The organism is Arthrobacter rhizosphaerae (genome assembly GCF_023062595.1).
Classification (GTDB): domain Bacteria; phylum Actinomycetota; class Actinomycetes; order Actinomycetales; family Micrococcaceae; genus Arthrobacter; species Arthrobacter rhizosphaerae.
Window position 1 is genome coordinate 255,852 of the sequence record NZ_JALLAN010000005.1, and the last position, 25,388, is coordinate 281,239.

A 25,388-nucleotide genomic window follows, 5' to 3' on the forward strand; every position below is an offset into this window, starting at 1 on the left:
CCTTCACAGGAATTCAGGTGTTACGGCTTGGTCTTGCGTTCGTTCTCAGGAGCGTGCTCTTCGAAGTACTCGTCCACGGCATCCGTGCCGTAGTCCGCCGCCTGGCGCTTGGCAGAGATTCCTCGAAGGACCTCGACGCCGATCGGAATGACGGAGAGCAGGACGATGATGATGAAGATGATGTCCAGGTTGTCGCGCACCCACGGGATCCGGTCGCCCAGCAGATAGCCCAGCAGCGTCACGCCCCCTCCCCACAGGACAGCGCCGATCACGTTGAACAGGAAGAACTTCCGCTTGCTCATCTGTGCAACACCAACGATCACCGGAACGAAGGTCCTGATGATCGGGACAAACCTGGCCAGGATCAGCGCTTTACCGCCATGCTTTTCAAAAAAAGCATGGGCCTTGTCTACGTTCTCACGCTTGAACAGGCGCGAATCCGGCTTGTTGAAGATCGCAGGCCCGGCCTTGGAGCCGATGAGGTAGCCGGTCTGGTTTCCCACGATGGCCGACACGATGATGAGCGCGGCAAAAAGCCAGACGTTGAACTTGATGGTGTCGGTAGCAACGAGCAGCCCGGCCGTGAAGAGCATGGAGTCGCCGGGAAGGAAGAACCCGATCAGCAACCCTGTTTCTGCGAAGATGATGCCGCAGACCAGAAGCACTACCCAGGGGGCCAAGGCCGGGTCGGCCAGGAAAATCTGGGGGTTGAGCCAGTCAGGCAGGAACGAGGCCAGATGCGGTTGTACGGGCCCCGCACCCCCCAAAGCGGACACGGCAAAGTCACTCATCGCAGTTAGATTCACGCTTCTAGGTTACTGGACTGATTCCGGGCAGTGCCGCAGAGGGACTTCCCGGCCATCTCTTCCCCGCTCGGGGAGTCGTGCAGGCAGGCACTCCGGCCACGGCTAAAGTTGAGCCGTGAGTTTGGACTTTACGGCTATCGACTTCGAGACTGCCAATGGCTTCCGCGGTTCGCCGTGCGCTGTTGGCCTCAGTAAGGTCCGCGGAGGTGTTGTGGTGGAAGAGGTGTCCTGGCTGATGCGGCCCCCGGAGAACCATGACCACTTCGACCACCACAACGTCCGGATCCACGGCATAAGGTCCCAGGACGTGGCTGGATTACCTCGATTCGGTGAACTTTTCGCGGAGATCGGTGCATTCATTGGCGGGGATATCCTGGCCGCCCACAACGCGGCCTTCGATCTGGGAGTGATCCGCTCGGGGCTGGAGGTGTCCGGCCTGGCGGGGCCCGCTTACGACTACGCCTGCACGGTGATGCTCGCCCGGCGCTGTTATTCGCTCGTCTCGAACTCATTGCCTTACGCTGCCGAAGAGGCTGGGGTGCCACTCGTCCACCACCATGATGCAGCCGAGGATGCACGGGCATGCGCCGGAATCCTCATTGACATCGCAGCCCGAAACAGGGCCCACAGCATCGCCGAACTGTACCTCTCCCTTGGTTTGGCGCTGCCGCACCAGCCCGCTTTTGATCCACGGCGCGATGGAATGTCCAAGGCCACACTGACGGCGCTCGCAGCCCTGGGAGCAGGCAGTGTCCCGTCGAGGCCGTTCCAGTCCGGCTGGCCTGAAGAAGGGGCTAACCCCATGCCGAATGCCGACGCCGAGCCAGGCCATCCGCTGTACGGCCAGACTGTGGTCTTCACCGGGCAGCTCACCATGGCACGGCCGGAAGCCAAGGTGCGTTCAGCAGAACTCGGTGCGCGTCCGGAGAGCCGGGTTACTGCGCGGACCACGCTGTTGGTTGTCGGAGACGGCTTCGTGGCAGCAGACCTGCGCTCCGGCCGGCTCACGGGCAAAGCCAAAAGGGTCCTGGAGTTGCACGACCGGGGCCAGCAGATTGAAGTGCTGTCTGAGGGGGAGTTCCTCCAAATGGTAGGCGGACACATCCCTGCTTCATCGTTCGCCGCTTCCTAGCTTTCCGCAGCTCCCGTTCACAGTGAGCAACAATTCTTTTGGCGGGGGCGAGGCTCTCCTACTCTTGCACCATGAGCAGAGTTGAGACGCAGGAAGCCACTGCCGCGCCAGACCATGTGCAAAGTGGTTGGCGGGCAGCGTTCGCTTTTCCCAATCCGGTCAACGAATATGCTGCCAGGATTACGGCCGGGCTCGTGGTGGCCGTCGCCATAGTGACGTTGCTGACAGGGTTCGGCTGGGGACTGGCCGCAATCGCCGTCGGCTTCTGGTTGAGGGTGCTGTTCGGCCCCCGCATTTCACCGTTGGCGTTGCTGTCCGTTAAGGTCCTTGCGCCCCGCCTGGGCAGGGTCAAGCTGGTGCCCGGCCCGCCCAAACGCTTCGCCCAGGGGCTGGGGGCTGCGATGTCCACGGCTGCGGCGGTTCTGCTCGCCACAGGACTCGCGCCGGCAGCGTGGTCGCTGCTGGCTGTCCTGATTATCGCTGCTTCCCTTGAGGCCTTTGCAGGGTTTTGCCTTGGGTGCGTGATCTTTGGTTTCCTTCAGCGCCGCGGACTGATCCCCGAAGACGTTTGCGAAGCCTGCAACAACATCTCGCTCAGGCGCCCGTGACTGTGGCGAGCTGAGCTGCCATTCCGCGGACGACCTCCGGAGCTTCAAGAGCGTTCAGCCACTCAGCTGGAAGGCAGGCCTCACCGTAGTAGGCACCCAGGATGTTCCCGGCTATTGAACCGGGCGAATCACTGTCGCCGGAATGGTTCACTGCCAAGCGGACGGCCGCTTTGAAGTGCGCTGCGGGGTCCACGCTGTCCCCGTCAACTCCCGCCGTCGCCAAAACCGAGTAAACCGCGACGGCGAGGGCCTCCTCTGCGACCCATCCCTCACCGAGCGTCCGGACCAGTTCCTCCGGGCTGAGAATGCTGCCATCGCTGCGGGAGCCAGTGCCGGGAGAAGCCCTTGCCATATCGGCGGCGTGGAGGGCTGACTCCAATCGCTCCAGAAGCTCCTGGCAAGGTTCCGGCTGGCCCCGGAGATAGCCCAGTGCAGCCTCGACTGCTTCCTGCAGCCCTTGGCCGCCCACCAGCTCATGAATGATCAGGCTGAACGCTCCGGCGCTCTGGCGTGCCGAAGGATGACCGTGTGTCAGCGAAGCGGCGTCTGCACTGAGCTTGTACACGGAATCCACGGGGATATGTGGAATCAGGCCAAAAGGAGCCGAGCGCATTACGGTCCCGCACCCCTTGGAGCCAGGGTTTACAGGCCGGTAGACGGTGCCCATCTCTCCGGTCGAAAGCCCGCTGAGGCAGGCGTTGCCCGGTGCCCGGCGGTGTCTGAGCACTTCATGGGTGTCAAGCCAGCGCGGTTGCGGCACCGGAGCCGATGCAGGCGCCGGAACACCTTGCGTTGCCAGCCACCTCAGATACGCAAGCCACAGGCAGGCGTTCGCGTCGGCACCTATTCCCTCGTTTGCCCACTCCAGCACCTCGACGAGGCCGTCCACCGTGTAGAGCGTCATCTGCGTATCGTCCGAAAAGTGGACGTCGCCGTCGAGCTCGTTGAAGTCCTGGAGGCCGTCAGGCCCAAAACGCTCCCGGATCCGTTCTACAGAATCGAACTCCACTGCATAGCCGAGGGAATCTCCCAACGCCCCGCCCAGCAGGCAGGCGTGAATCCGGGATGCGGCTGAGGGGCGCGGAAGGCGATCGGGAACTGTGCTCATACGGCAAATTTACCGGGAAATTCCGGGCAGCTTGTCTCCATGACGTGCTCCACCACCCCGGCGGATTATCAGAGGTGGGTCAGCAAGCACCCAGAAAGGGTTGGCAGACTGGCTGACCGTCGCGGCTTCGGTGAAGAACGGCAGCCGCCTCGGGATGTACACCGGCTTATCAGTGCGTAGACCCCCAAACAAAGGACCGACTCTTCATGACCACCCTTTTGTCCGCGTCCTCCTCGGATGACGTGAAGACACACCCTTTCACGCCACCCGCCGATGAGGCAACGCCGCATCCGACGCCGGATCCGACTGCCGGCCACGGGCTCCTGGCCCGCCTCTCCGCAGAAGCCGTGGGAACCCTCATCCTGGTGGTTGTCGGCCTGGGAGTGCCGATCTTCAGCATCCCGCAGTCCAATCCGTTGCCCGCTTCGTTGGCCTCGGGGCTGGCTGTTACAGCTGCCATGTTGGCTTTCGCTTATGTCTCGGGAGGGCATTTCAACCCGGCTGTGACCTTGGGAAACCTACTTGCCGGACGCCTCCGGCCGGTAGAGGCGGCTGCCTATGCGGGAGCCCAGTTGGTGGGAGCGCTCATAGGGGCCCTTTCGCTCTTTACCCTTTTACGAAGCCTGCCGAAGTTGCCCGACACAGGGGTGGTGTTCGACAGCGTGGCCGCTGGGTTCGATGACCATTCCTACGTCGGGGCCTCCATTCCCGGGGTGCTGCTGGTGGAAGTGCTTGGAGCTGCCCTGCTGGTTGCCGTCTACTTGGGCAGTACGGCAGGGCGAAACCCGGCGAAGGCGGCCGCCCCGTTCGCCGTCGGCCTCACGTTCGCAGTCCTTTTGCAGTTCGGCCAGGCCGTGGGCAACGTTCCTTTCAACCCCGCGCGGGCCACGGCTTTCGCCATCTTTGGTGATGGCTGGCCGGTACAGCAGCTTTGGCTGTTCTGGGTCGCGCCCTTGCTGGGCGCAACTATCACCGGGTTGGTCTTCCGTGGGTTGACGTGGCGCCCGGCCCGAGGATTGGTCACGAATACGGGCCACGCCGGGGACAGCAAGAGCGGAAACTCCGGTGACGCCGAATATGAAGACGACTCCGACGTTGAGGACAATTTCGACGTCGACGACGATTCTAATTTCGAGGGCGACGGGAGCGCTTCGGAGGGGAGCGTTTCGGAGAGCAGCGCTGGAAAGGACAGGGACAGTGCCGACGACGCCCGTCAATTCTTTGAAGGAAAGCCCGAAAAATAGCAGCTGATCGGGACGCACAGGTCCGGCCCCGGGCGGGCCTGTCCGAAACTGTCGCACCCAGCCGATACGTTAATGACATGCGTTTACTGCACACCTCGGACTGGCATCTAGGCCGTTCTTTCCACGGCGTTGGCATGCTCGAAGCCCAGCGGTCGTTCATCGACCAGCTCGTGGCTGTTGTCCGGGATGAGTCCGTGGACGTGGTCCTGATCGCCGGCGACGTCTACGATCGGGCTTTGCCTGGAGTGGATGTGGTGGGGCTCTTGGACGATGCTTTGGTCAGGCTGACCGGAGCCGGGGCAAAGGTGGTGTTGACCAGCGGGAACCACGACTCCGCCATAAGGTTGGGATTTGCCTCCCGGCTCCTTGAGCGTGGTGGCGTGCACCTGCGCACCCGGGTTTCCGAGCTCGACCAGCCGATCCTTTTTCCGCTTGGCGATGGCGGACAAGGAGAGCGGCGTGGACCCTTGCTGGCCGTCTATGGGATTCCATGGCTGGAGCCCCGGCTCGTGGCGGAACAACTCGGAGCCGGCACGCCAAGCCACTTCGAGGTCACACGGGCCGCTACTGAACTGATCCGGGCGAACGTTGCACAACTGGCAGAAGAAGGAACAGTTCACAGCATTGTTCTGGCGCATACGTTTGCGAGCGGCGGGATCAGCTCGGACAGCGAACGTGACTTGTCCATCGGCGGCGTCGGAGCCGTCCCCTTGGACCTCTTCGACGGGTTCAGCTACACGGCCTTGGGACACCTGCACGGCAGGCAAACGCTCTCGCAGGCAGTGCGCTATTCGGGATCCCCTTTGGCATACTCGTTCTCCGAGGCTGCACACCGTAAGGGCGGCTGGCTCATCGATGTCGACGCCAGGGGAGTAGCGGCGGTGACGGAAGTACTTTGGGAGGCACCACGCACCCTCGCAGTCCTCCGTGGCAGGATCGAATCGCTCCTGGACTCCGAGGAGTACACGTGGGCTGAGACGGCGTTTTGCCAGATCACGCTGACTGATCCCCAACGTCCTGCCCAGGCCATGGAAAAGCTGCGCACGCGTTTCCCGGATACCCTCGTCCTGGGTTTCGATCCGGAGGGAGCCGAAGCCAAAGGAAAGACCAGCTACAGCAGCAGGCTTTCGGAAGCCGAGGATGATCTCTCCATCTGCTGCGGCTTTTTGGAGCACGTCCGCGGACGCAGTGCGGACGATTCCGAGCGCGCCGCCCTGGTCGATGTCCTGGACAACATTCGGCTGGAAGAGGCCTCGCGATGAGGATTCACAGACTCGAGATTTCAGCGTTCGGCCCTTACGCCGGAACAGAGCAGATAGATTTTGACAGGCTCGGCGCCCACGGGCTGTTCCTCCTCAACGGTGCCACCGGTGCAGGAAAAACCAGCGTTCTGGATGCCATTTGCTTCGCGCTCTACGGGGCTGTGCCCGGTGCCAGGCAGGACGGAAAACGTCTGCGCAGCGATCATGCCGAGCCTTCAGCCGAGCCACGGGTGACGTGCGAGTTCTCGGCACGTGGCAGGTACTTTGAAGTCTCCAGATCGCCTGGTTGGGACAAGCCCAGCGCGCGCGGAAAGAGCGGGTTCACAGGCCAGCAAGCCAAGACCCTCCTCCGCGAACGCGTCGACGGCTGCTGGATCGAAAAGTCCGGCCGGAATGATGAAGCCGGTGCGGAAATTGCCGAAATTCTGGGGATGGGTCGCGAGCAATTCACGAGGGTGGTCATGCTGCCGCAAGGTGATTTTGCCGCTTTCCTCCGGTCCAACGCCAAAGACCGGCTCGAGCTCCTCCAAAAACTGTTCGGAACACAGCGCTTCGAAGCGGTGGAGCAGGAGCTGGCGCGCCAGGGAGCAGCTGCCCGCCTCAAGGTAGAAGCCCTGACTGGCCAGCTGGGGATGCTCCTGGGCCGGGCAGAAGCCGAGGCAGAATTACTGAAGCTTGATGTGTCCGCTGTACCGGAAGGCACAGACGTACTGTCGTGGCTGGGCACAACAGCTGAAGCGGCAGCCACTGCGCTTCAAGAAACGGCGGAAACCACGGAAGTTCTGCGCATTGACCGGGCAGGCAGCCTTGAAGCAGGCATCGCGAAAAATACCCGACGGAAGAAGCTTGAGGCAGCCCAAAGGCGCCGATCCGAAGTCCGGCTGGCTGCCCCTGCCCTGGAAGCCGCCCGCGTGAAACTGGGGCTGCACCGCAAGGCCGAAATGCTGCGTGGCCAGCTGGATGCGGTCAACGCAGCTGAACGGCAGGAAGAGGCGGCAGGAGCATCGTTCCGTGTCGCCATGGCAAGCCTCAGCAACGGCCAGCTGGAAGGCTGGGACCCTGCTGAAAACCATCAGGACCCGTCTGGAAGCAACGTCGCCAAATCCTTGGAACGGTTGCGTTCATTCTCTGCTGTCCTGAGCGAACGGCTGGCGGATGAGGACCGGTGCGCAAGGCTCCTCCAACGGAGGACCGAGCTGAGCCGGCTACGTCTGGATCTTGACGCTGAAAGCAAGGCGAACGCTGCGTCCCTGAGCAAGCTCCGGTCAGAACACGCTTCACTGGCGGCTGGGATGCGAAGCCTCGAGGAGCTCGCCGGAGAAGTTCGGCTCCGGACCAAAGAAGCGGCCGCGGCCGAAGAACTGGTAGAAATTGTCGGTCGTTACAACGCAGCCGTCGTATCAGTCGCCAGGATCGCTGAACGTCGCCGCGAAGCCAGGGATCTACATCAGGAACTCCGCCAGGAGTGGTTGGACCTGCGTGAAGCGCGGTTGGCCAATGCAGCTGCAGAGCTGGCCGACCATCTCGCCCAGGACCAACCGTGCCCCGTATGCGGAAGCGCCGAGCACCCCTCGCCGGCAACTTCAGGTCAGACAGCCTTGGAGGTAGCAGCCACCGAACAGTCAGCCCAAAAGAAAGCGGACGCCGCAGAGAAGGCGGTGCAGGCCGTCGAGCGCCAACTGTCTCTCGCCGAACAGGAAATGGCCGTACTGGCCGCTCAGGGCGGTGATACGGATCCCGCCATCGCCGAACAGGATGCCTTGGCTGCGCAGGAGCGTGCCGCGCTGTCAGTTCGCGCAGCCGCCGAGCTGGACCGCGACCGGGACCGGCAAGAGGAGCTGGCGCTCAGCATCTCGGCAGCAGAAGAGGCTCAAGCCGCCGCGCTGGCCTCCATCGCCGAAACCACTTCCGCGCTGGCTGAGGTCAAGGAGCAAACAGAATCCCTCGAGGCGGCCCTTGCGCATCTTCGGGGCGGCTATCCCAGCATCAACCACCGAATCCATGCGGTCCGCGAAACCGTCGCTCTGCTGGAAGCGGCGAAGGCGGCTGAGACTGAGGCGGAGAGGGCGGCCGCCCGGGTAACGGAGGTGACCAGGCAGCTTCAGAATGACCTGCCAGCGGCTGGCTTCGCCTCGGTGGAGGAAGCACGCGGAGTCCTGTTGCCTGCTCCGGATGCACAGTCCATCGAAGCCTGTATCCGGACCGGCCAGGATGAAGTGGCCAAGGTCGAGGAGCTGTTTGCCGGCGAAGACTTGATTCTTGCCGCGAGCGAAGCGGCAGGGGAGCGGTCTGTGAGCAACGAGGAGCTTGAGCAGCTCCGTGCGGAATTCCTTGCCGCAGAACAAGCGGCGCGTGACACCGCCCTCGCTGCCGCCATGGCCTGGAAGTCGGTCCGGACGCTGCGCAGTATCCACGCGGAGTATGGGGAATTGCTTGAGGACTCGCGAAAACCCCGTGAACGTGCAGAACTCCTGACTGCCCTGGCAGAAGCGGCCCGAGGTGGCGGCGACAACAACTACCGGATGAGCCTTCACAGTTACGTGCTGGCAGCGCGCTTGGAGCAGGTGGCAATTGCAGCCTCCGAACGGCTCGTGGGTATGAGCGACGGGCGTTACACCCTCCAACATACCGACGCGAAGGCTGCAAAGGGCGCGAAGTCGGGTCTGGGGCTGGAAGTGGTGGACGAATGGACCGGCCAGAGACGGGACACCGCCACCCTGTCCGGCGGCGAGTCCTTTATGGCGTCACTTGCTCTCGCCTTGGGACTGGCTGACGTCGTGCAGCAGGAAGCAGGAGGGATCGACATCGAAACCCTGTTCGTGGACGAAGGTTTCGGCAGCCTCGACGATGAGGCGCTGGAACAGGTTATGGATGTCCTCGAAGGGCTGCGAGATGGCGGCCGGGTGGTAGGGCTGGTAAGCCACGTTGCCGAAATGAAGCAGCGGATCAACATGCAGCTTCAGGTTGTCAAAGGCAGGAATGGCTCCAGCCTGCACATCGCTGACGCCGTCGAGGCATCGTAGGTCCGGCCGGCCATTCTATGAAGCTTCCTTGACTCGGCTACACTAGACGGGTTACCGGGTTGCGCGCATCGGGCGGAGGGACGATGCGCACTATTGAACGAGCCCGGATCTATGACAACTTCCACATCTCTTTCGCAGTCTCCGCAGCCTTCCCAAGACCAGGATCACCTGAGTCAGGAGCTGAAGAACGAGGCCACCGAGCGCGGCAGGTTCGCCCGGTTGCCTCTCCTGGCAGGCAAAAGCTTCATTCCACTTGGACTGTTCGCCAGGCTCCCTCTGGCCATGCTGACTGTCGGTGCCCTGACCTTGGTAACCTCGGTCAGCGACTCATACGCCATCGGCGGGACTGCTGCCGGTGCGGTCGGTATCGGTTCGGCCCTTGGCGCCCCGGTACTCGGCGGGTTGGCCGACAGGCACGGCCAACGAGCCGTCCTGCTGGCTGCCTCCCTGATCAACAGTGCCGCCGTCCTGGGACTGATCCTGACTGCGTATCTGGCGTCTGGCACCGGATCCTTGGATCAGGGCCTGCCGGTTTTGGCTGCAGCCTTTCTGGCGGGAGCCAGCTGCCCGCAGGTTGGGCCGCTGGCGAGGGTCCGCTGGATGGCGCTTACATCGCGCGGCAGTACCGTCAACAACGCGAAGGACCTCGACACCGCCCTCTCCTACGAGAGCACGGCCGACGAACTGACCTTCGTCCTGGGACCGGCGTTGGTGGGTGTGCTTGCCAGCCTCGTGGCGCCCTGGCTTCCCCTCGCCCTGGCCGCTGCCCTGACCATTACCCTGGTTCCGGCCTTTGCCGTACACCGCACCCATCTCGCGGTACCGAGGAGGATAAAGCCGCCTGTCCCCGACGAGCATGTCCAAGGGAAGCGTGCCCAGGACAAGCCCGTCCGCGATGAGCCCCAGCGTGCGAAGCAGTCCGTCAAGAACGGAGCAACCCGGCTCAGGTCTGTTGCGTCGGTGGCTTTGCCCGTGGCCGCCATGGTTTGCATGGGGACGTTCTTCGGATCCACCCAAACAGCCTTGAGCTCATTTTCGGCAAGTTTTGCCACGTCGGAGATCGCTGGTTTGCTCTATGCAGTGATGGGGCTGAGCTCAGCGGCAGCCGCCCTGTCCGTCGCCTACTGGTCGCGGCGCATCAGCCTGGTCATGCGCTGGATGGTCAGCGCCGGGCTGATGACGGGCTTTGCCCTGCTGCTTTTGGTGCCGTCCACAGCCCTGCCCATGATCGTGGTGCTGCTGATCCTGGGATTGCCGGTTGGCCCACTCATGGTCACAGTCTTCGGCATCGGCGGCATGGTGGCTCCGGCTGGCAAGCTGGGCACGGTCATGACAGCACTCGCCAGCGGGATTGTCGCCGGCACCGCCCTGGGATCATCCATGGCCGGGCATCTTGCCCAGAACAACGGCTATTCCACGGCGTTCCTCGTCCCGGTTTGCGCTGCTGCCGCGCTGTTCCTTTTGGGGACCGCCGCCGCCGTCGTGCTCAATGCCGCTCAACGGAAGCGGGCGGGCACCGCCGCGTAAGAGCAGCCCTGAGGAGGAGCTAGGCCAATTGGCTCTCAATCCGTTCGGCGCTCGCTTTCAGCGCCGCAGCCACCTCGGCGGGGTCCTGGGATGACCTGATGTAGACAACGGCAATGGCGGCCGGACGGCGGCCGGGGACCCGCACGGGAACAGCAAGCGAGGAGACGCCAGCGATGACCTCGTCGTGGCTTGCCGCATAGCCGCGCTGCTTTGCTTCCGCAGCCTCTCGACGGTAGGCAACGCCGGGAGCCAGGGCCTTCCAGTCCTGCTCCTCAAAAGTTGACTGGATGGCAATTCCGGGCGCACCGGCATTGATCGGATGACGTGAGCCGGGGTGTTGCGCCACGGCAGCGCCGGAGTGACGGGGTTCAACGGTCACGAGGGTGATGCAGTCCTGGTGGTCCCAGACCGTCACGAATGCAGTCATAGTCAGGGAATTGGCCAACAGGGTCAGCTCCGGCAGGGCCGCGGTCTGCAGATCGCGTGATACACCCCTGGCCAATGCGGCCAGGCCTGGGCCTGGCTGCACCCGCCCGCCGTCGTCGCGCACCAGCAGCGAGTGATCCTCCAGCGTCCGCAAAATCCGGTAAGCAACTGAACGGTGCACTCCCAGGGCGGCCGAGAGCTCGGCAATAGTCAGGGGCCTGTCCGCCTCCGCGAGAATCTCCAGAGCCCTGATGCCTCTGGACAGGGTTTGCGATGGGGACGCCTGAGGAACGGGATCCAGCGGGCTCTTGGCGGCAAGCGAGTTCATGTGGTCCATCCTAAGTGGCTGCAAGGGCGTGCTGCGGAACCTCTTGTGCCCAAGCGCACATTCCGGTAGCGTTCTTTTTGGGAACTGTAAGTTCAACTATAGAACAAAGTGGCGGCGAACTACAGAAAAAGTCCCGAGGCACCAAAGAGGAATCACCGATGATTGCCAACCCGCCTGAAAAGGCTGAGCTTCCTCAAAAAGCAGATCTTCCGCAAGAGGCAGAGCTTCCGCAAGAGGCAGAGCTTCCGCAAGAGGCAGAGCTCGCGGACGGGGCGGACCCGGGGAACACCGCTGAGGGCCGGGGAGCGCCCGGCAACCACCACTTTCGCGGAAGCCTGGGCCGGTTCGCTACGGGAGTGGCCATCGTGACCTTCGACGGCGTTACCAAACGGCATGGGATCACCGTTAACTCGTTCACATCCGTTTCAATGAACCCCCCGCTGGTACTGGTGAGTATTGCCCGCAGCACCAAGGCTCACGACGAACTTGCCCAGCGGCCATTTACGGTGAACATCCTGGGAGCCGAACAGCGCGAGCTGGCCCTGCACTTTGCGGGACGCCCAGGCCGGGAGCCGGTCTGGGTCGAAGGAAGCACGGCGCCGCGGCTTTCCAACGTGCTCGCCTACTTCGAATGCACGCCTTGGGCGGCGTACGACGGCGGCGATCACACCCTGTACGTCGGCCAGGTGGTTGATTTCAACTACCGAAACGGGGACGCCCTGGCGTTCGCCAACAGCAACTTCACCACCATCCCCGAGAGCCAGTTGGGGATGGAAGAACTCCTCTGAAGAAGCACGCAACGTATTCCGCACGGTAACAAGATGACTGGAGAAAGATCATGGGTATCCGCACCGGACAGCAGTACCTGGACAAGCTCAATGCCATGAATCCCCACGTGGTGATCGATGGCGACGTTGTCAGTGACAAAGTCGCCGAGCACCCCGCGTTCCACAACGTCGCCCGGTCCTACGCGAAGCTCTTCGATATGCAGCATGACCCCCAATACCAGGAAGCGCTGACCTACACCTCTCCCACGTCGGGTGATCCCGTGAACGCCTCATTCCTGGTGCCGAAAACGCTTGAGGATCTGCAACAGCGGCGAAAGGCGATCTCAACCTGGGCCGAATACTCCAACGGGTTTCTGGGGAGGTCCGGGGACTATATGAATTCGTCCTTGACCGCGTTGGCCACTGCCCGGAAGTGGTTCTCCCAGGCGGATCCCAAGTTCGCCGAGAACATCAGGAACTACTACGAGTGGGCACGGGAGAATGACACCCTGGCCACGCACACATTGATCCCGCCGCAGGTAAACCGGTCCGTCTCAGGCTCGGAGCAGCTGGGTGGCCAGTTGTCCGCCCGCATTGTGGAGGAGCGCGAAGACGGCATCGTCATCAAAGGTGCACGGATGCTTGCAACCATAGCGCCGATCGCTGATGAGCTCCTTGTTTTCCCGTCGACCGTCCTGCGCAATACGCCGGAAGATGCCCCTTACTCCTACGCCTTCGCCATCCCGAATGACACCCCCGGCTTGCGTTACCTTTGCCGAACGTCCCTCTACCACGGCGGCAGCACCCACGATGAACCCCTGGCTTCCCGTTATGAGGAGATGGATGCGGTGGCGGTGTTCGATGACGTCTTCGTTCCGAGCGACCGGATCTTCATGTTGGGGAACCCCCAGCTTTGTAACGCCTTCTACTCGGAAACCGGCGCAGGTGCCCTGATGACCCATCAGGTGGTCACCAGGACTATCGCCAAGAGTGAGTTCTTCCTCGGCCTGGCATCCGAGCTCGCCGATTCCATCGGCATCGACGGGTTCCAACACATCCAGGAAGACATTGCGGAGCTGATTATCGACGTCGAGATCGGTAAGGCTCTGATTCGGGCGTCTGAAGTGGATGCAGAGCTCAATGATGAAGGCGTGATGCTGCCCAAATGGAGCACCCTGAACGCAGCCCGGAACTGGTACCCGAAAGTCGCCCAGCGTTTCCCGCAGATCATCCGCAAGTTCTCCGCCTCGGGCCTCATGGCACTTCCCGGTGAAGCGGATGTCAACAGCGGCGCCAGGGCTGACATTGAGATGTACCTCCAGGGGAAGACCCTTACCGGGCCGGAACGCGTGCGTCTTTTCAAGCTGGCCTTCGACGCGTCGATATCAGGATTCTCCGGCAGGCAATCCCTGTACGAGTACTTCTTCTTTGGTGATCCCGTGCGTATGGCCGGCGCTTTGGTCAACAGCTACGACCGTGGACCGGTCCGTGAACGGATCCGCGAGTTCCTGCACAGGGAAGACTGACTGTGGGCTTGATCACAGAAACAAGGTATCCTACTAACTAACTGACCGTTCGATCAGTAAAACGTGTCCGCCGGTACTAGCAGTGCCCCCAGCCATGGAGTTCCAATGACCGCAACTTCCTCCGTCGATTCAGAGACGGGCCCCAGCAGCAAACATGAGGAACGTAAAGTCCTCGCCGGGACGCTGGTCGGCACCACCATCGAGTGGTACGACTTCTTCATCTTTGCCCAGCTGACAGGCACCCTGTTATCACCCTTGTTTCTCACCCCGCTGCAACAGGCCAATCCAGGCCTGGCGCAGATTCTCTCCTTTGCCCTGATCGGGATCAGCTTCCTCTTCCGTCCGCTCGGGGCCGTTATTGCCGGGCACTTGGGAGACAAGCTGGGACGCAAGGCAATGCTGGTGTTCACGCTCGTGATGATGGGCGCCGCCACAGCCTTGATCGGCATACTGCCTACGTACAGCCAGATCGGTGTCCTGGCTCCGATCCTGCTCATTATCCTCCGGATCCTGCAGGGTTTCTCGGCCGGCGGCGAATGGGGCGGAGCGGCCCTGATGGCGGTGGAACACGCACCCATGAGCAAGCGGGGTATCTTCGGTGCTTATCCTCAAATCGGTGTCCCCATCGGAATGATCCTGGCCACCGGCCTGCTGTTCTTCCTCAACAGCAGCATGTCCCGGGATGACTTCGCGGCCTGGGGCTGGCGTGTTCCGTTCCTGTTGTCCATCGTGCTGATCGTGGTTGGTTACCTGATCCGACGGGCTGTTGCGGAAAGTCCTGTTTTCCAGGAGATGGCCGCACGCAAAGCCGAGAGCAGGGCACCCTTGGGCGAGCTCCTGCGCAAACACAAGACGCCGGTGGTCTACACGACGATGATCTTCATCGCCAACAATGCGGCGGGCTACCTGTTGATTGCGTTCTTCATTTCCTATGCCACCCGCGCACTCCAGATGCCAGCACCGCCGGTCCTCCTCGCCACCACCCTGGCATCGTTTGGCTGGCTCATCTTCACGCTCGCCGGGGGCTGGCTGTCAGACCGGATCGGCCGCGTCAAAACATTCCTGACAGGCTACGCCATCATCTTCGCGTGGATGATCCCGATGTTCGCCCTTATTGATACCAAGGACATCCTGCTGTACGGGGTGGCAATCTTCGTCCTGACAATCGGACTCGGTCTCTCCTACGGCCCCATGTCAGCCATGTACGCCGAGATGTTCCCGGCCAATGTGCGGTATTCCGGTATATCGATCGGCTACGCGTTCGGAGCGATCCTCGGTGGCGCGTTCGCCTCAAGCATCGCGGAGTGGCTGCTTCTGACCACCAGGTGGACAGGATCTATCGGTATCTACATCATGATTCTCTGCGTCATTTCGTCCATTGGCGTGATCCTGGCAAAGGAGACCAAAGGAAACCTGCTCGGAATCAGCCGGCACTGAGTCCTTGCTGAAGCAGGCCTATGGCGTCCTCGTCCTTGAGCTGCTCGAAGTGGTGGTAGAAGGCGCCCACTGCCCGGAACTTGCCTGGCAAGTGGAGGCAGAGGACGAAGTCGCTGACCCGCTCAAGGGAGGCCTGCGCTTCGACCGACGCCACGGGCACCGCAACCACCACGGTTGAGGCTCCGGAACCGCGGACAGCCTCTACTGCGGCCCGCATGGTTGCGCCAGTGGCCAACCCGTCGTCGGCGAGGATAACTGTTTTCCCCCTCAGGTCCAGGTTCAGGCCAGGGTAGCTCCGAGCACGGCGCAAAAGTTCTGCGCGCTCGCGGTCTTCAACCTGGTTCAGCCACTCCTGCCGGACACCGTGCTCCAGAATCTGGGCCAGGAGAGGCCGGTTGATGATCCGTACCACCCTGCCCTCGGCTGCCGGTTGGCCGGCATCAGATTCGTCGGCGGCTGCCGGGGCAAGGGCAAGGGCGCCATAGGCCGTTTCGTCATGGCCCGGAATTCCCAGTTTTCGCACGAGCAGGACCCCTAATGGCAAATACAGCGCGGCAGCCAAGGCTGCGGCCACCGGCACGCCGCCGCGGGCCAGGCCGAGAACCACGGTGTCAGGGCGTTCACGGAATTGCGGGAGTGCAGCTGCCAGCCGCCTCCCTGCTTCCTCGCGATCCTCATAGCGCGTGTTCATCAGGGGCGCCTCAGACGGAGAGGAAGTCGATGGCCGCCTGCTTGAAGACGCGGCTTGTGAGAGCGCTGGTGTGGTTTCGTCCGGGAATCACCAGCTGCTCGACCAACGCTCCGGATTTTGAACCGATGGCGGCAAGATCAGGCATCGTTGCGGCGCGTTCATCGTTCTCGCCCGCCACAAGGAGGATTGGCACGTGGGGGACCGCCTCGGCCGGATCGAAAGGCTCGGCCTTGATGGCCTGAACCAACGAGAGCAGCGCAAAAATGTTGTTGCTGGGAAGCACCAGCGCCATCTTCAGCAGCTGGGCGGTGGATTCGTCGGCGATGGGCGTCCCGTCGGCCAGGTAGTTCTGCGCAGCCATGAGATCGAAAGCCGCGAGGGGATCTGCTGTGTTGGGGCCGCCCATGACCACCCGATGGACGATCTCCGGCTGGGTGGCACCGAACTCCCATGCCAGACGCGAGCCGAGGGAGTAGCCGATCAAATCCACTCCGCTGGAAGGGTCACCGTTCTGCACGGGCCGGACGCCGGCGTCGAACGCTATCTGGAGGAGATCCGCACGGATCCGGCTGGGGGTGTATGAGTCCAGATCGTCGGGCGCTCCGCTGCGGCCATGACCCGGAAGGTCAACTGTGATGACCTTGCGTCCGGCTGCAAGGAGGGCCTGCAACCAGCCGGTGTCCTCCCAGTTCAACTTGCTGGATGAGGAGAATCCATGGAGCAACAGGATGGGCCGCAGGCCGGCGTCGCCCTCCGGTTCATGTAGGGCAACGTACAGCTGGGGGTCGGTGCCCTCAACCGTGTGGGAATGCTGTTCGCCGGTGTGCCTGCCGCTCATCGTGTCAGTCCTCATCAAGTACGGCGCTCAGGCGAACCCTGCGCTTCGGTGCCTCTTCCTTCGGGACCGTGCCCACGATGCCAGCCGTATGTCCGGCACCTCAAACACGATCAGGGGTTCGCCGACGTTGATCTTGTCGCCTGGCCCGCCGTGGATACGCACCACTTTACCCGCCTGCGGACTGGGCAAGTTCAACCGCTGATTTGCTGGTTTTTCCCTCGACCAGTGGCTGGTTGCGTTCAACCTGGTCCGGCGGCGTCAGCTGGTTTGGCGGGCCAGCCTGATTTTTGAACCTATCCTGCAGGCAGCAGCGATGGCGGCAATCAGCACCATGGTGCTGAACAGCTGAACCCGACTGGCTTCTGCCCAGAAGCCGACTGCCAAAATGAGGCCCAACAGCACCAGTCCGAAGATTGTCAGGGCCGGGTATCCCTTCATCCGCAACGGCAGTTCGGTTCCGTTCCGCTCTGCCCGCCGGCGGAGGATCAGCTGGGATACCAGTGCCGAACCCCACACCACGAGGCACGTCGAACCGACCAGCTGGAAGAGGGCCGGAAGGATCTGCTCCGGGAAGAGCAGTTCCAGCACCGTGGCGGCGAACCCGAAGGCCACCGAGACCAGAACTGCCGGCACCGGAACCCCCGCTGGCGTCAGCTTCGATAGAAAGCGGGGGGCCTCACCACGCTGCGACAGCGAGTACGCCATGCGTGATGCCCCGTAGAGGTTGGCGTTGAGTGCGGAGAGAAGGGCGACGGCGGCCACCAGTGTGATGGCTGTACCGGCACCAGGGATGCGGGCGGCGTCGAGCACTCCCGCGAACGGCGAATCCAGGCCGGGGGAGCCGACGGGCAGTACGGCGGCGATCACCAAAACTGAGCCGATGTAGAAGACCAGGATGCGCCACACCACTGTCCGGATCGCGCCGCCAACGCTGCCCGCGGGGTCCTCGGTCTCGGCCGCGGCCACGCTGACGATTTCGGTTCCACCAAACGCGAAGATGACCACAAAGAGGGCCGCAGCCACGCCGCCGAAGCCCTCGGGAGCGAAATCTGCGCTGATGACGGCCAGGCCCGGGGAGGGCACGTCCGGCAGCAGGCCCAGAAACAGCGCGCCGCCGATAGCCAGGAACAGGACGATTGCCGCCACCTTGAGGATGGCGAACCAAAATTCGAATTCGCCGAAATTCTTCACTCCGGCCAGGTTGATGGCGGTAAAAAGCACCATAAAGGCCAAAGCAAGGGCCCACACGGGGATGACGGGCCACACCGGGAACAGCAATGCCGCCGCCCCCAGCGCTTCCGCGGCTATGACCACCACCAGTTGGATCCACCAGAGCCACCCCACGGTAGCTCCCGCTGTCTTGCCCATGGCATGTTCGGTATAGACGGAGAACGCGCCGCTGTTGGGATGTGCTGCGGCCATTTCTCCGAGGGCCCACATCACCACAATGATCAGCGTGCCTGCCACGAGGTAGGAGATCAGGACAGCGGGTCCGGCCAGCTGTATGCCGGCGCCGGATCCGAGGAATAGACCGGCGCCAATGGCACTTCCGAGGCCCATCATTGCCAGCTGGCGCGGGCGGAGCGAATGGCCCAGTTGAACGGCAGGGCGTTCAGTATCAGGGTGTACAACGGCAGGGCGTTCCGTGGCAGAGCGTTCGGCGGTGGACTTCGTTGTCATGGGCGAACCTTCTTGGGGGTCGATGGGAGTCTGGTCCTTATGGGACCTACCGAATTTACCCCTTTTCCTTCTCCTCGCCCGTCAGCTCGTAGGAGAGCATGGTTGCAGTTTGCGTGGGCGAGCCTGACCTGGCGCAATCCGAAACATTTTGTTTTGAAGCGCCAACCCCTTACGATTAGTTCTAGTCAATGTGACTATAACTGTTTCACTGAAGTCCGGCTCGGCAGGGCGCTGATCCGGGCCAGCCCAAGGGTGCGGAGGGGGTGGGAATCATGTACACGAGTGCAGCCAATGTCTCAGAACGCCAGGCGGCGCCACCTTCACTGGCTATTTCCACTGTCATCTTCGCCCTTCGTCCCAGCGAGCAGTCGGGCCGACCCACTCTGTGGCTTCCGCTGGTGCGGCGCATCCGCGAGCCATTCAAAGGACTCTGGGCGCTGCCCGGTGGCCCCCTTTCCCATGCCGAATCCCTCCAGGACGGAGCTTCGCGCAACCTTCAGGAAACCACGGGACTGGCCCCAAGATACCTGGAACAGCTGTACGCCTTCGGAGGCCTCCACCGCTCGCCCACTCAAAGGGTGGTGTCCATCGTTTACTGGGCACTGGTCCAGCCCACAGAGGCTGCCCTCGCCGATGAGTCCGAAAACGTCAAGTGGTTCCGCGCCGACCGCCTCGGGGAACTGGCCTTTGACCACAACGCCATCGTGGACTATGCGCTGTGGCGGCTGCGGAACAAGATGGCTTACGGTTCCATTGCCTATCACCTTCTTGGTGAATACTTCACGCTGGCGCAGGTGCGGGAGGTCTATGAGGCGGTCCTGGACAGGCAACTTGATCCTGCGAACTTCCGTCGGCAACTCAAATCCACCCCTGAGATTCAGGAAACCGGTGAATACCTCCAGGGCGGGAAACACCGTCCCCCACGCCTCTACCGCTTTATCGGCCACCCAGGCCTAGACCCAGATAACAGGAGCAATCATGAGCAGCGTTAACACAACCATCCAGCTCATCACTCGTGAACAGGCCGAAAAAGGTTCGTTCGCGGCGGCGAAAGCCTCCACTTGCAGCCCTGCGCTGGCCAAGGGCCCCTGGGACTACGACCTCGCCGAGGCCCTCGCCGGCACACCCGCCTATGGTCCCGGTGCATCAAGTGCCGACGTCGCTCCTCCTGCCACTCCGAGGCAGGGGCAGCTGCCGGAAGAGTACAAACTGGCCAGCGATGCAGAGCTGGATGCCAGGATCAGGGCTGCCAAAGCAACGCTGGGGGAGCGGGCTGTGATCCTGGGCCACTTCTACCAGCGGGACGAAGTCATCGAATACGCCGACTTCGTGGGTGACTCCTTCCAGCTGGCCAATGCAGCCCTGACCAAGCCTGAAGCCGAAGCCATCATCTTCTGCGGCGTTCATTTCATGGCCGAAACGGCCGACATCCTCTCCAAACCCGATCAGGCCGTTATCCTGCCCAATCTCGCCGCCGGTTGTTCGATGGCCGACATGGCAGATATTGATTCGGTGACGGAGTGCTGGGAGCAGCTGGAGGAGGTCTTCGGCACCGAGCCCGACGCCGACGGCCGTGTTCCCGTTATCCCCGTGACCTACATGAATTCTTCCGCGGCCCTCAAAGGGTTCTGCGGAGACCACGGCGGAATCGTCTGCACATCCTCCAATGCTGCCACCGTGCTCGAGTGGGCATTCCAGCGTGCCCAGCGCGTTTTGTTCTTCCCCGACCAGCACCTGGGCCGTAACACTGCCAAGGCCATGGGGGTACCCCTGGACCGTATGCCCATGTGGAACCCCCGCAAGGACCTCGGCGGCAACGACGAAACCACCCTGCAGGACTCCCAGGTGATCCTTTGGCACGGCTTCTGCTCAGTTCACAAGCGCTTCAACGTCGGCCAGATCGAAAAAGCACGGGTCGACTTCCCCGGAGTACAGGTGATCGTCCACCCCGAATGCCCCATGGAGGTCGTTGACGCCGCCGATTCGGCCGGATCCACCGACTTCATCAGGAAGGCCATCGCGGCGGCCACTGAGCCAACAGTCTTTGCCATTGGTACCGAAATCAACATGGTGAACAGGCTCGCTGCCGAGTACCCGCAGCACACCATCTTTTGCCTGGACCCGGTCATCTGCCCGTGTTCCACAATGTACCGGATCCACCCGGGCTACCTCGCCTGGGTCCTTGAGGGACTGGTGAACGGCGAAGTGCTTAACCGGATCACCGTCGATGACGCCGTGGCCGGCCCGGCACGCCTGGCCCTGGAACGGATGCTGGCGGCACGTCCATGAACGGGCAGGCGCCAACGCGCGGGCCCCGGCAGGAGCGTACGCTCGTCGTCGTCGGAAGCGGCATAGCCGGACTCTACGCGGCCCTGCTGGCGGCAGATGAGCCCCGGACCCATGGCGGCGGGACTGACGTGGTGCTCCTGACCAAGGGAACTCTGGAACAGAGCAACACCTTCTATGCGCAAGGTGGAGTTTCAGCAGTGCTGGAGCCAGGAGAAGCAGCGCCCGGTGACTCCGTTGCCGCACACATCGCCGATACTCTCGCCGCCGGCGCGGGCCTGAACAACCCAGAAGCCGTTCGCGTGCTGTGCACCGAAGCCGTCCGTGATATCGCCGGGCTGAAGCGTTTCGGGGTGGACTTCGACCTCAATGACGCCGGACATCCTGCCCTGGGGCTGGAAGCGGCCCACTCCGCACCCCGGATCCTGCATGCCGGTGGGGACGCGACCGGCGCGGGCATCGCCAGGGGACTTATCGCCGCCGTCCTCGAGCGGGCAGTCAGCGGGAGGCTGCGGTTGGTGACGGACGCGTTCGTCACTGAACTGTCGACGTCGAACGGAAGCGTTTCGGGGGTGAAGTACCTCCACAATGGTCTGGTCACCAGCATCGAGGCCGACGCCGTTCTGCTGGCCACCGGCGGCGCCGGCCGGCTCTTTGCCCGCACCAGCAACCCGGAGGTGGCAACCGCAGACGGTTTGGCCTTGGCCTGGCGTGCGGGGGCAGCTGTCCGGCACCTGGAGTTCTTCCAGTTCCATCCCACCACCTTGGCGGCAACGGAACGGCCCGGCGGGCCGCCCCCGCTGCTTATCTCCGAGGCAGTACGTGGTGAAGGCGCAGTCCTTACGGATGCTGCCGGTCACCGGTTTATGCCTGATTACCACCCCGACGGCGAGCTCGCCCCCCGCGATGTTGTTTCCCGCAGCATTGCCCTCCACCTGGCAAGGACTGGCGCGCCGGCCGACAGCCCGGTCTACCTGGATGCGCGCGGCATCGAAGCCTCCAAGGGAGCTGGATTCCTGGCGCGTCGTTTCCCGACGCTGACAGCTGCCACCCGTGCCGCCGGTTACGACTGGACGGTGGAAGTGCTGCCCGTATCCCCGGCCGCCCATTACTGGATGGGAGGCGTGGCCACAGACCTCTGGGGCCGGACCTCAATCCCAAGGCTCTACGCTGCGGGCGAGGTCGCCTGCACGGGGGCCCAGGGCGCCAACCGGCTGGCAAGCAATTCCCTGCTCGAAGGTCTCGTTTTTGGCAGGCGCGCAGTCGAGGCCTATCTCGATGCTTCCGAACCGGTAGCCCGCCTTGACGCAACTGACGCCGGCTTGGCAGCAAGCGACGCCGGCTTTGATGCCGAGCCTCCCGCGGAGAATGACGCTGCCGGGGGTTTCCCCGGCTTCGAATCCGAGGACTTCAGCCGCGGTGCCTTGTCCCGTCTGATGACCCGGGCGGCCGGCGTCCTGCGTACCGGTGCCGAGCTGGATGAGGCAGCAGGGCAGTTGTCGGTCTGGGCAACAGACATGGCCCGGATTACCGCGCTGGCCATACGTGATTACGAAGACCGGAACCTGCTGCTGGCAGCACAGTTGCTCGTTGCTGCAGCACGGTCACGGAAAGAGTCTGTCGGTGCGCACTACCGCTCTGACACCCCAGAGAACTTGCGTGGTCAGGGAGCCACCAGTCTTCCGATGCAAAGGATCAGCTCATGACGTCCACAGCCCACGTTTTCACACCAAGCGATGCCGTTTCAGCTACTGGCAGCGCCGTCGTGGGGAGCCTCCCGGACGCCGCCGTCCTGAAAGTCCTGCGCGCCGCCCTGGAAGAGGACGCACCCTACGGCGACATCACGTCCCAGACCCTCATCCCGGAAGAAGCCCGCGCCACCGCTGTGCTCAATGCCAGGGTTTCCGGCGTGCTCAGTGGAGGAACCGTGTTCGCCGCTGCGATGAAACTCACTGATCCGGACGCCGTCGTCGAACTCCTGGTGGCCGACGGGGAGCGATTCACTGCCGGCACGTCCCTTGCCAGGGTGACAGGCAACGCCAGGGCTGTATTGCTCGCCGAACGCGTTGCGTTGAACCTGGTCCAGCGGATGAGCGCGATTGCCACCAAAACAGCCGGGTTTGTGGATCTGGTGGCCGGAACCAAGGCACGGATCACGGACACGAGGAAAACCACCCCCGGGCTTCGCATCCTGGAGCGTTATGCGGTCCGCTGTGGCGGCGGCGCCAACCATCGCTTCAGCCTGTCCGACGCAGTACTGGCTAAAGACAACCACCTGGCGGTCATCACCGGCGGTGATTCCCGCAAACTGACGGACCTCCTGCTGCAGGCCAAGGCCCGGCTGGGGCACACCACCCACTTTGAGGTGGAAGTGGACACCATGGAGCAGATCGAACCTGTGCTTGCGGCCCGTGTGGACACCATCATGCTGGACAACTTCAGCCTGACGGACCTGGTAGCCGGAGTGGCGCTGGTGAACGGGCGTGCGCGGATCGAGGCGAGCGGCAACGTATCCCTTGAAACGGTGGCCGGCATCGCCGCGACCGGTGTGGACGTCATCTCGATTGGAGGGCTCACCCACACCGTTGCCGCCTTGGATCTCGGGTTGGACCTGGAGCTGGACCTTACGCCCGGTCTCAACCCCGCCCATGTCTCCGGGACCGCTGAACCGTCATGATTTTCCTCGACGCGGCCGCCACAACACCGGTCCGGCGGGAGGTGCTCGAAGCCATGTGGCCCTACCTGACCGGTGAATTCGGCAATCCCTCCAGCCACCATACGCTGGGAGAAGCTGCCGCCAACGCGCTCGCAGACGCAAGGGCAACTGTGGCACGTGCTCTCGCCTGCCGGCCTGGCGAAGTAACCTTCACCTCAGGAGGTACGGAAGCGGACAACCTGGCCGTAAAAGGGATCTCACTGGCCCGCCAAGCTGCCGATCCACGCCACAACAGGGTAGTCATCAGCGCGATTGAGCATCCGGCAGTAGAGGAATCAGCCAGGTACCTGGAGCGCTTCCACGGGTTCGCCGTTGATGTGGTCCCCGTGGACCGGTACGGGCAGGTGACACCGGAGGCGCTTGCAGAAGTGCTGCGGCCTGATACCGCTCTGGTCAGTGTTATGTATGCCAATAACGAGATCGGGACCATCCAGCCGGTGGCTGCTTTGGCTGCCGTTGCGCACCTGCACGGCATACCGTTCCACACCGACGCCGTGCAGGCTGCAGGCTGGCTTTCCCTGGACACCAAGGCGCTGGGCGTGGATGCCCTCAGCATTTCCGGGCACAAGCTTGGTGCTCCCAAGGGCAATGGGGCACTCTATCTCCGAAGCCGGACCCGGATTGAGCCATTGGTTCATGGGGGAGGCCAAGAGCGGGGCCGCCGCTCAGGTACGGAGAACGTAGCGGGAGCTGTAGCTCTGGCAAAGGCGCTCACGATGGTGAGCGTGGATGAACAGGGACGCTCGGCCGCAGAGCCATTGGCTGGCAGGGTTGCAGGGCTCCGCGATCAATTCATCAGGAGCGTCCTGGACCTCGTACCGGGTGCCATTCTGACCGGTCACCCCGGGGAGCGCCTGCCCTCCATCGCATCATTCTGCTTCCCCGGTACCAGCGGAGAGTCTGTTCTGCTGGAACTGGAGCGCCAAGGCGTGGTGTGCTCAAGCGGTTCTGCCTGCGCGGCTGGTTCGGATGCCGCCTCGCCGGTGTTGCTGGCCGTGGGGATTGAGGCAGAAGTTGCCCAAACAGCAGTGCGGTTCAGTTTCGACTCTACGGTGGACGCCGCTGAACTTGAGGAAGCAGCAGCCGCGGTGGGCGCCGCCGTAGGGAATGTCCGTTCGCTCAGCGGCCGCTAACGCTCCGGACAGTTACTGGATTGGTGAGCTCGCCGATCCCCTCCACGCGACACGTGACGGTGTCGCCCGGTTCGAGTGGCACAGATGTAGCCGGAAACCCGGTGAGGACGAGATCACCCGGATGCAGGGTCATAAAAGAAGTCAGGTACACCAGGATCTCGTCCACCTTCCACCCAAGATCAGCTGAGCTCCCGGACTCAAGCTCCCTGCCGTTGTGTGTGATGCCCATGGACACGGACGTATCGTCCAGGGCAGTGACCAGCCACGGTCCAACGGGGGTGAAGGTGTCCTGGCTCTTGGCACTGATCCACAGCTGATCCGTCTGCTGGTGTTCCCGGCTGGTTACGTCGTTCCCGATCGTGTATCCCAGTACGGCAGTGCGTGCATTATGGAGGTTCAGTCTCCGCGCTTTGCGCCCGACGACGACCGTGAGTTCGGCTTCGGGGTCCACCTGCCCTCCACCGTCCGGAAGTTCAATGGTGTCGCCGGGTCCGATGACGCTTGTGGCCGCCTTGTGGAACGCCTGAGGTGGAAGGGCCCGGCCGGACGTGCCCGTGTTGTGGGCCATCCCGAGAACGTTGGCGGGAACGCTGGGTGCCAGGAAACGGAACGTATCCTCGCTGACCTCCTGGCCTGCAGTCCAGCCGCTGCGTGCCGGGCTTTCCGCGTTTGCCAGGGACCCCGGATAGGGCGAGGCAATGACGGTCCATCGCCGCCCTCCAGCAGAGGTGAAGTCGGGGCAGTCGTTGGCCACGAAGTACTGTTCGGTTGGTGTGTTGGGTGATTCCGTGACCAATGGACGGACACGGGCAATGCGGCGGGCAGGACCTGGAATCATCCCCACATCCTA

Annotated in this window: 21 protein-coding genes and 1 pseudogene; 14 read left to right on the forward strand and 8 right to left on the reverse strand. The window is 62.9% G+C overall.

The window, feature by feature from the left end; translation table 11 throughout:
* Positions 1–20 precede the first annotated feature (20 nt).
* A complete protein-coding gene (locus MU551_RS09325) occupies positions 21–791 on the reverse strand; it encodes a VTT domain-containing protein (protein WP_247043173.1) in 771 nt (256 codons plus the stop codon).
* Positions 792–921: 130 nt separating this feature from the next.
* Here MU551_RS09325 and MU551_RS09330 point away from each other — a divergent pair, with 130 nt between their 5' ends.
* Positions 922–1,938, forward strand: a complete 1,017-nt coding sequence (locus tag MU551_RS09330) for a 3'-5' exonuclease (protein WP_247042956.1) — start codon at positions 922–924, stop codon at positions 1,936–1,938.
* Between the two features lie 71 nt (positions 1,939–2,009).
* A complete protein-coding gene (locus MU551_RS09335; RefSeq protein WP_247042958.1) occupies positions 2,010–2,546 on the forward strand; it encodes a DUF4395 domain-containing protein in 537 nt (178 codons plus the stop codon).
* Here the strand turns inward: MU551_RS09335 and MU551_RS09340 are convergent.
* Complete coding sequence (locus MU551_RS09340) at positions 2,533–3,654, reverse strand: ADP-ribosylglycohydrolase family protein (RefSeq protein WP_247042966.1); 1,122 nt, start codon at positions 3,652–3,654, stop codon at positions 2,533–2,535. The genes MU551_RS09335 and MU551_RS09340 overlap by 14 nt on opposite strands.
* 206 nt (positions 3,655–3,860) lie before the next feature.
* On the opposite strand from MU551_RS09340, the gene MU551_RS09345 reads away from it, so the two are divergent.
* The 4 genes from MU551_RS09345 to MU551_RS09360 all read left to right on the forward strand — a co-directional run bounded on the left by MU551_RS09345 (position 3,861) and on the right by MU551_RS09360 (position 10,710).
* Complete coding sequence (locus MU551_RS09345; RefSeq protein WP_247042968.1) at positions 3,861–4,898, forward strand: MIP/aquaporin family protein; 1,038 nt, start codon at positions 3,861–3,863, stop codon at positions 4,896–4,898.
* Positions 4,899–4,975: 77 nt separating this feature from the next.
* Positions 4,976–6,160, forward strand: coding sequence for an exonuclease SbcCD subunit D (locus MU551_RS09350; protein ID WP_247042970.1), 1,185 nt, complete (start codon positions 4,976–4,978; stop codon positions 6,158–6,160).
* Positions 6,157–9,183 (forward strand): AAA family ATPase, encoded by a 3,027-nt coding sequence (locus MU551_RS09355; RefSeq protein WP_247042972.1) that lies wholly within the window; start codon positions 6,157–6,159, stop codon positions 9,181–9,183. The genes MU551_RS09350 and MU551_RS09355 overlap by 4 nt, the downstream gene beginning before the upstream one ends.
* A 111-nt stretch (positions 9,184–9,294) precedes the next feature.
* Entirely contained in the window at positions 9,295–10,710 is a 1,416-nt protein-coding gene (locus tag MU551_RS09360; RefSeq protein WP_247042980.1) for an MFS transporter, read from the forward strand.
* Between the two features lie 19 nt (positions 10,711–10,729).
* On the opposite strand, the gene MU551_RS09365 is transcribed toward MU551_RS09360, so the two are convergent.
* Positions 10,730–11,464 (reverse strand): IclR family transcriptional regulator, encoded by a 735-nt coding sequence (locus tag MU551_RS09365; protein WP_247042982.1) that lies wholly within the window; start codon positions 11,462–11,464, stop codon positions 10,730–10,732.
* A 158-nt stretch (positions 11,465–11,622) separates the two neighbouring features.
* Between MU551_RS09365 and MU551_RS09370 the strand changes: the two genes are divergently transcribed.
* The 3 genes from MU551_RS09370 (at position 11,623) to MU551_RS09380 (ending at position 15,194) form a co-directional block, all read left to right on the forward strand.
* Positions 11,623–12,252, forward strand: a complete 630-nt coding sequence (locus MU551_RS09370; protein ID WP_247042984.1) for a flavin reductase family protein — start codon at positions 11,623–11,625, stop codon at positions 12,250–12,252.
* A gap of 50 nt (positions 12,253–12,302) precedes the next feature.
* Entirely contained in the window at positions 12,303–13,757 is a 1,455-nt protein-coding gene (gene hpaB / locus MU551_RS09375) for a 4-hydroxyphenylacetate 3-monooxygenase, oxygenase component (RefSeq protein WP_247042986.1), read from the forward strand.
* 105 nt (positions 13,758–13,862) lie between these two features.
* A complete protein-coding gene (locus MU551_RS09380; protein ID WP_247042989.1) occupies positions 13,863–15,194 on the forward strand; it encodes an MFS transporter in 1,332 nt (443 codons plus the stop codon).
* On the opposite strand, the gene MU551_RS09385 is transcribed toward MU551_RS09380, so the two are convergent.
* The 4 genes and pseudogenes from MU551_RS09385 to MU551_RS09395 all read right to left on the reverse strand — a co-directional run bounded on the left by MU551_RS09385 (position 15,181) and on the right by MU551_RS09395 (position 18,403).
* The gene (locus MU551_RS09385; RefSeq protein ID WP_247042991.1) at positions 15,181–15,885 is read right to left on the reverse strand and encodes a phosphoribosyltransferase; all 705 of its coding nucleotides are present in this window, start codon (positions 15,883–15,885) and stop codon (positions 15,181–15,183) included. The two genes, MU551_RS09380 and MU551_RS09385, sit on opposite strands and share 14 nt — an antisense overlap.
* A 10-nt stretch (positions 15,886–15,895) precedes the next feature.
* A complete protein-coding gene (locus MU551_RS09390) occupies positions 15,896–16,723 on the reverse strand; it encodes an alpha/beta fold hydrolase (protein WP_247042993.1) in 828 nt (275 codons plus the stop codon).
* Positions 16,724–16,727: 4 nt separating this feature from the next.
* A pseudogene (locus MU551_RS23485) lies at positions 16,728–17,027 on the reverse strand (biotin/lipoyl-containing protein).
* On the reverse strand, positions 16,982–18,403 hold the full coding sequence (locus MU551_RS09395) for an amino acid permease (protein ID WP_372489828.1): 1,422 nt from the start codon (positions 18,401–18,403) through the stop codon (positions 16,982–16,984). Before MU551_RS09395 ends, MU551_RS23485 begins: the two are co-directional and overlap by 46 nt.
* 272 nt (positions 18,404–18,675) lie before the next feature.
* Here MU551_RS09395 and MU551_RS09400 point away from each other — a divergent pair, with 272 nt between their 5' ends.
* Genes MU551_RS09400 through MU551_RS09420 form a run of 5 tightly spaced genes read left to right on the forward strand, consistent with a single transcriptional unit; the run spans position 18,676 to position 24,538 of the window.
* The gene (locus MU551_RS09400; RefSeq protein ID WP_247042995.1) at positions 18,676–19,395 is read left to right on the forward strand and encodes an NUDIX hydrolase; all 720 of its coding nucleotides are present in this window, start codon (positions 18,676–18,678) and stop codon (positions 19,393–19,395) included.
* Entirely contained in the window at positions 19,382–20,692 is a 1,311-nt protein-coding gene (gene nadA, locus MU551_RS09405) for a quinolinate synthase NadA (RefSeq protein ID WP_247042996.1), read from the forward strand. Before MU551_RS09400 ends, nadA begins: the two co-directional genes overlap by 14 nt.
* Positions 20,689–22,395, forward strand: a complete 1,707-nt coding sequence (gene nadB, locus MU551_RS09410; protein ID WP_247042998.1) for an L-aspartate oxidase — start codon at positions 20,689–20,691, stop codon at positions 22,393–22,395. Before nadA ends, nadB begins: the two co-directional genes overlap by 4 nt.
* Positions 22,392–23,366: a carboxylating nicotinate-nucleotide diphosphorylase gene (gene nadC, locus MU551_RS09415; protein WP_247043000.1), complete on the forward strand. Its 975-nt coding sequence runs from the start codon at positions 22,392–22,394 to the stop codon at positions 23,364–23,366. Before nadB ends, nadC begins: the two co-directional genes overlap by 4 nt.
* Positions 23,363–24,538: a cysteine desulfurase family protein gene (locus MU551_RS09420; protein ID WP_247043002.1), complete on the forward strand. Its 1,176-nt coding sequence runs from the start codon at positions 23,363–23,365 to the stop codon at positions 24,536–24,538. Before nadC ends, MU551_RS09420 begins: the two co-directional genes overlap by 4 nt.
* Here MU551_RS09420 and MU551_RS09425 read toward each other — a convergent pair.
* The gene (locus MU551_RS09425) at positions 24,525–25,376 is read right to left on the reverse strand and encodes a fumarylacetoacetate hydrolase family protein (protein WP_247043004.1); all 852 of its coding nucleotides are present in this window, start codon (positions 25,374–25,376) and stop codon (positions 24,525–24,527) included. The two genes, MU551_RS09420 and MU551_RS09425, sit on opposite strands and share 14 nt — an antisense overlap.
* Between the last annotated feature and the right edge of the window lie 12 nt (positions 25,377–25,388).

Excerpts from the sequence above, each read along its gene's own strand:
- MU551_RS09325 (WP_247043173.1), bottom strand. The coding sequence starts at position 791 with ATGAGTGACTTTGCCGTGTCCGCTTTGGGGGGTGCGGGGCCCGTACAA.
- MU551_RS09335 (WP_247042958.1), top strand. The coding sequence starts at position 2,010 with ATGAGCAGAGTTGAGACGCAGGAAGCCACTGCCGCGCCAGACCATGTG.
- MU551_RS09340 (WP_247042966.1), bottom strand. The coding sequence starts at position 3,654 with ATGAGCACAGTTCCCGATCGCCTTCCGCGCCCCTCAGCCGCATCCCGG.
- MU551_RS09345 (WP_247042968.1), top strand. The coding sequence starts at position 3,861 with ATGACCACCCTTTTGTCCGCGTCCTCCTCGGATGACGTGAAGACACAC.
- MU551_RS09350 (WP_247042970.1), top strand. The coding sequence starts at position 4,976 with ATGCGTTTACTGCACACCTCGGACTGGCATCTAGGCCGTTCTTTCCAC.
- MU551_RS09355 (WP_247042972.1), top strand. The coding sequence starts at position 6,157 with ATGAGGATTCACAGACTCGAGATTTCAGCGTTCGGCCCTTACGCCGGA.
- MU551_RS09360 (WP_247042980.1), top strand. The coding sequence starts at position 9,295 with ATGACAACTTCCACATCTCTTTCGCAGTCTCCGCAGCCTTCCCAAGAC.
- MU551_RS09365 (WP_247042982.1), bottom strand. The coding sequence starts at position 11,464 with ATGAACTCGCTTGCCGCCAAGAGCCCGCTGGATCCCGTTCCTCAGGCG.
- MU551_RS09370 (WP_247042984.1), top strand. The coding sequence starts at position 11,623 with ATGATTGCCAACCCGCCTGAAAAGGCTGAGCTTCCTCAAAAAGCAGAT.
- hpaB (WP_247042986.1), top strand. The coding sequence starts at position 12,303 with ATGGGTATCCGCACCGGACAGCAGTACCTGGACAAGCTCAATGCCATG.
- MU551_RS09380 (WP_247042989.1), top strand. The coding sequence starts at position 13,863 with ATGACCGCAACTTCCTCCGTCGATTCAGAGACGGGCCCCAGCAGCAAA.
- MU551_RS09385 (WP_247042991.1), bottom strand. The coding sequence starts at position 15,885 with ATGAACACGCGCTATGAGGATCGCGAGGAAGCAGGGAGGCGGCTGGCA.
- MU551_RS09390 (WP_247042993.1), bottom strand. The coding sequence starts at position 16,723 with ATGAGCGGCAGGCACACCGGCGAACAGCATTCCCACACGGTTGAGGGC.
- MU551_RS09395 (WP_372489828.1), bottom strand. The coding sequence starts at position 18,403 with ATGACAACGAAGTCCACCGCCGAACGCTCTGCCACGGAACGCCCTGCC.
- MU551_RS09400 (WP_247042995.1), top strand. The coding sequence starts at position 18,676 with ATGTACACGAGTGCAGCCAATGTCTCAGAACGCCAGGCGGCGCCACCT.
- nadA (WP_247042996.1), top strand. The coding sequence starts at position 19,382 with ATGAGCAGCGTTAACACAACCATCCAGCTCATCACTCGTGAACAGGCC.
- nadB (WP_247042998.1), top strand. The coding sequence starts at position 20,689 with ATGAACGGGCAGGCGCCAACGCGCGGGCCCCGGCAGGAGCGTACGCTC.
- nadC (WP_247043000.1), top strand. The coding sequence starts at position 22,392 with ATGACGTCCACAGCCCACGTTTTCACACCAAGCGATGCCGTTTCAGCT.
- MU551_RS09420 (WP_247043002.1), top strand. The coding sequence starts at position 23,363 with ATGATTTTCCTCGACGCGGCCGCCACAACACCGGTCCGGCGGGAGGTG.
- MU551_RS09425 (WP_247043004.1), bottom strand. The coding sequence starts at position 25,376 with ATGATTCCAGGTCCTGCCCGCCGCATTGCCCGTGTCCGTCCATTGGTC.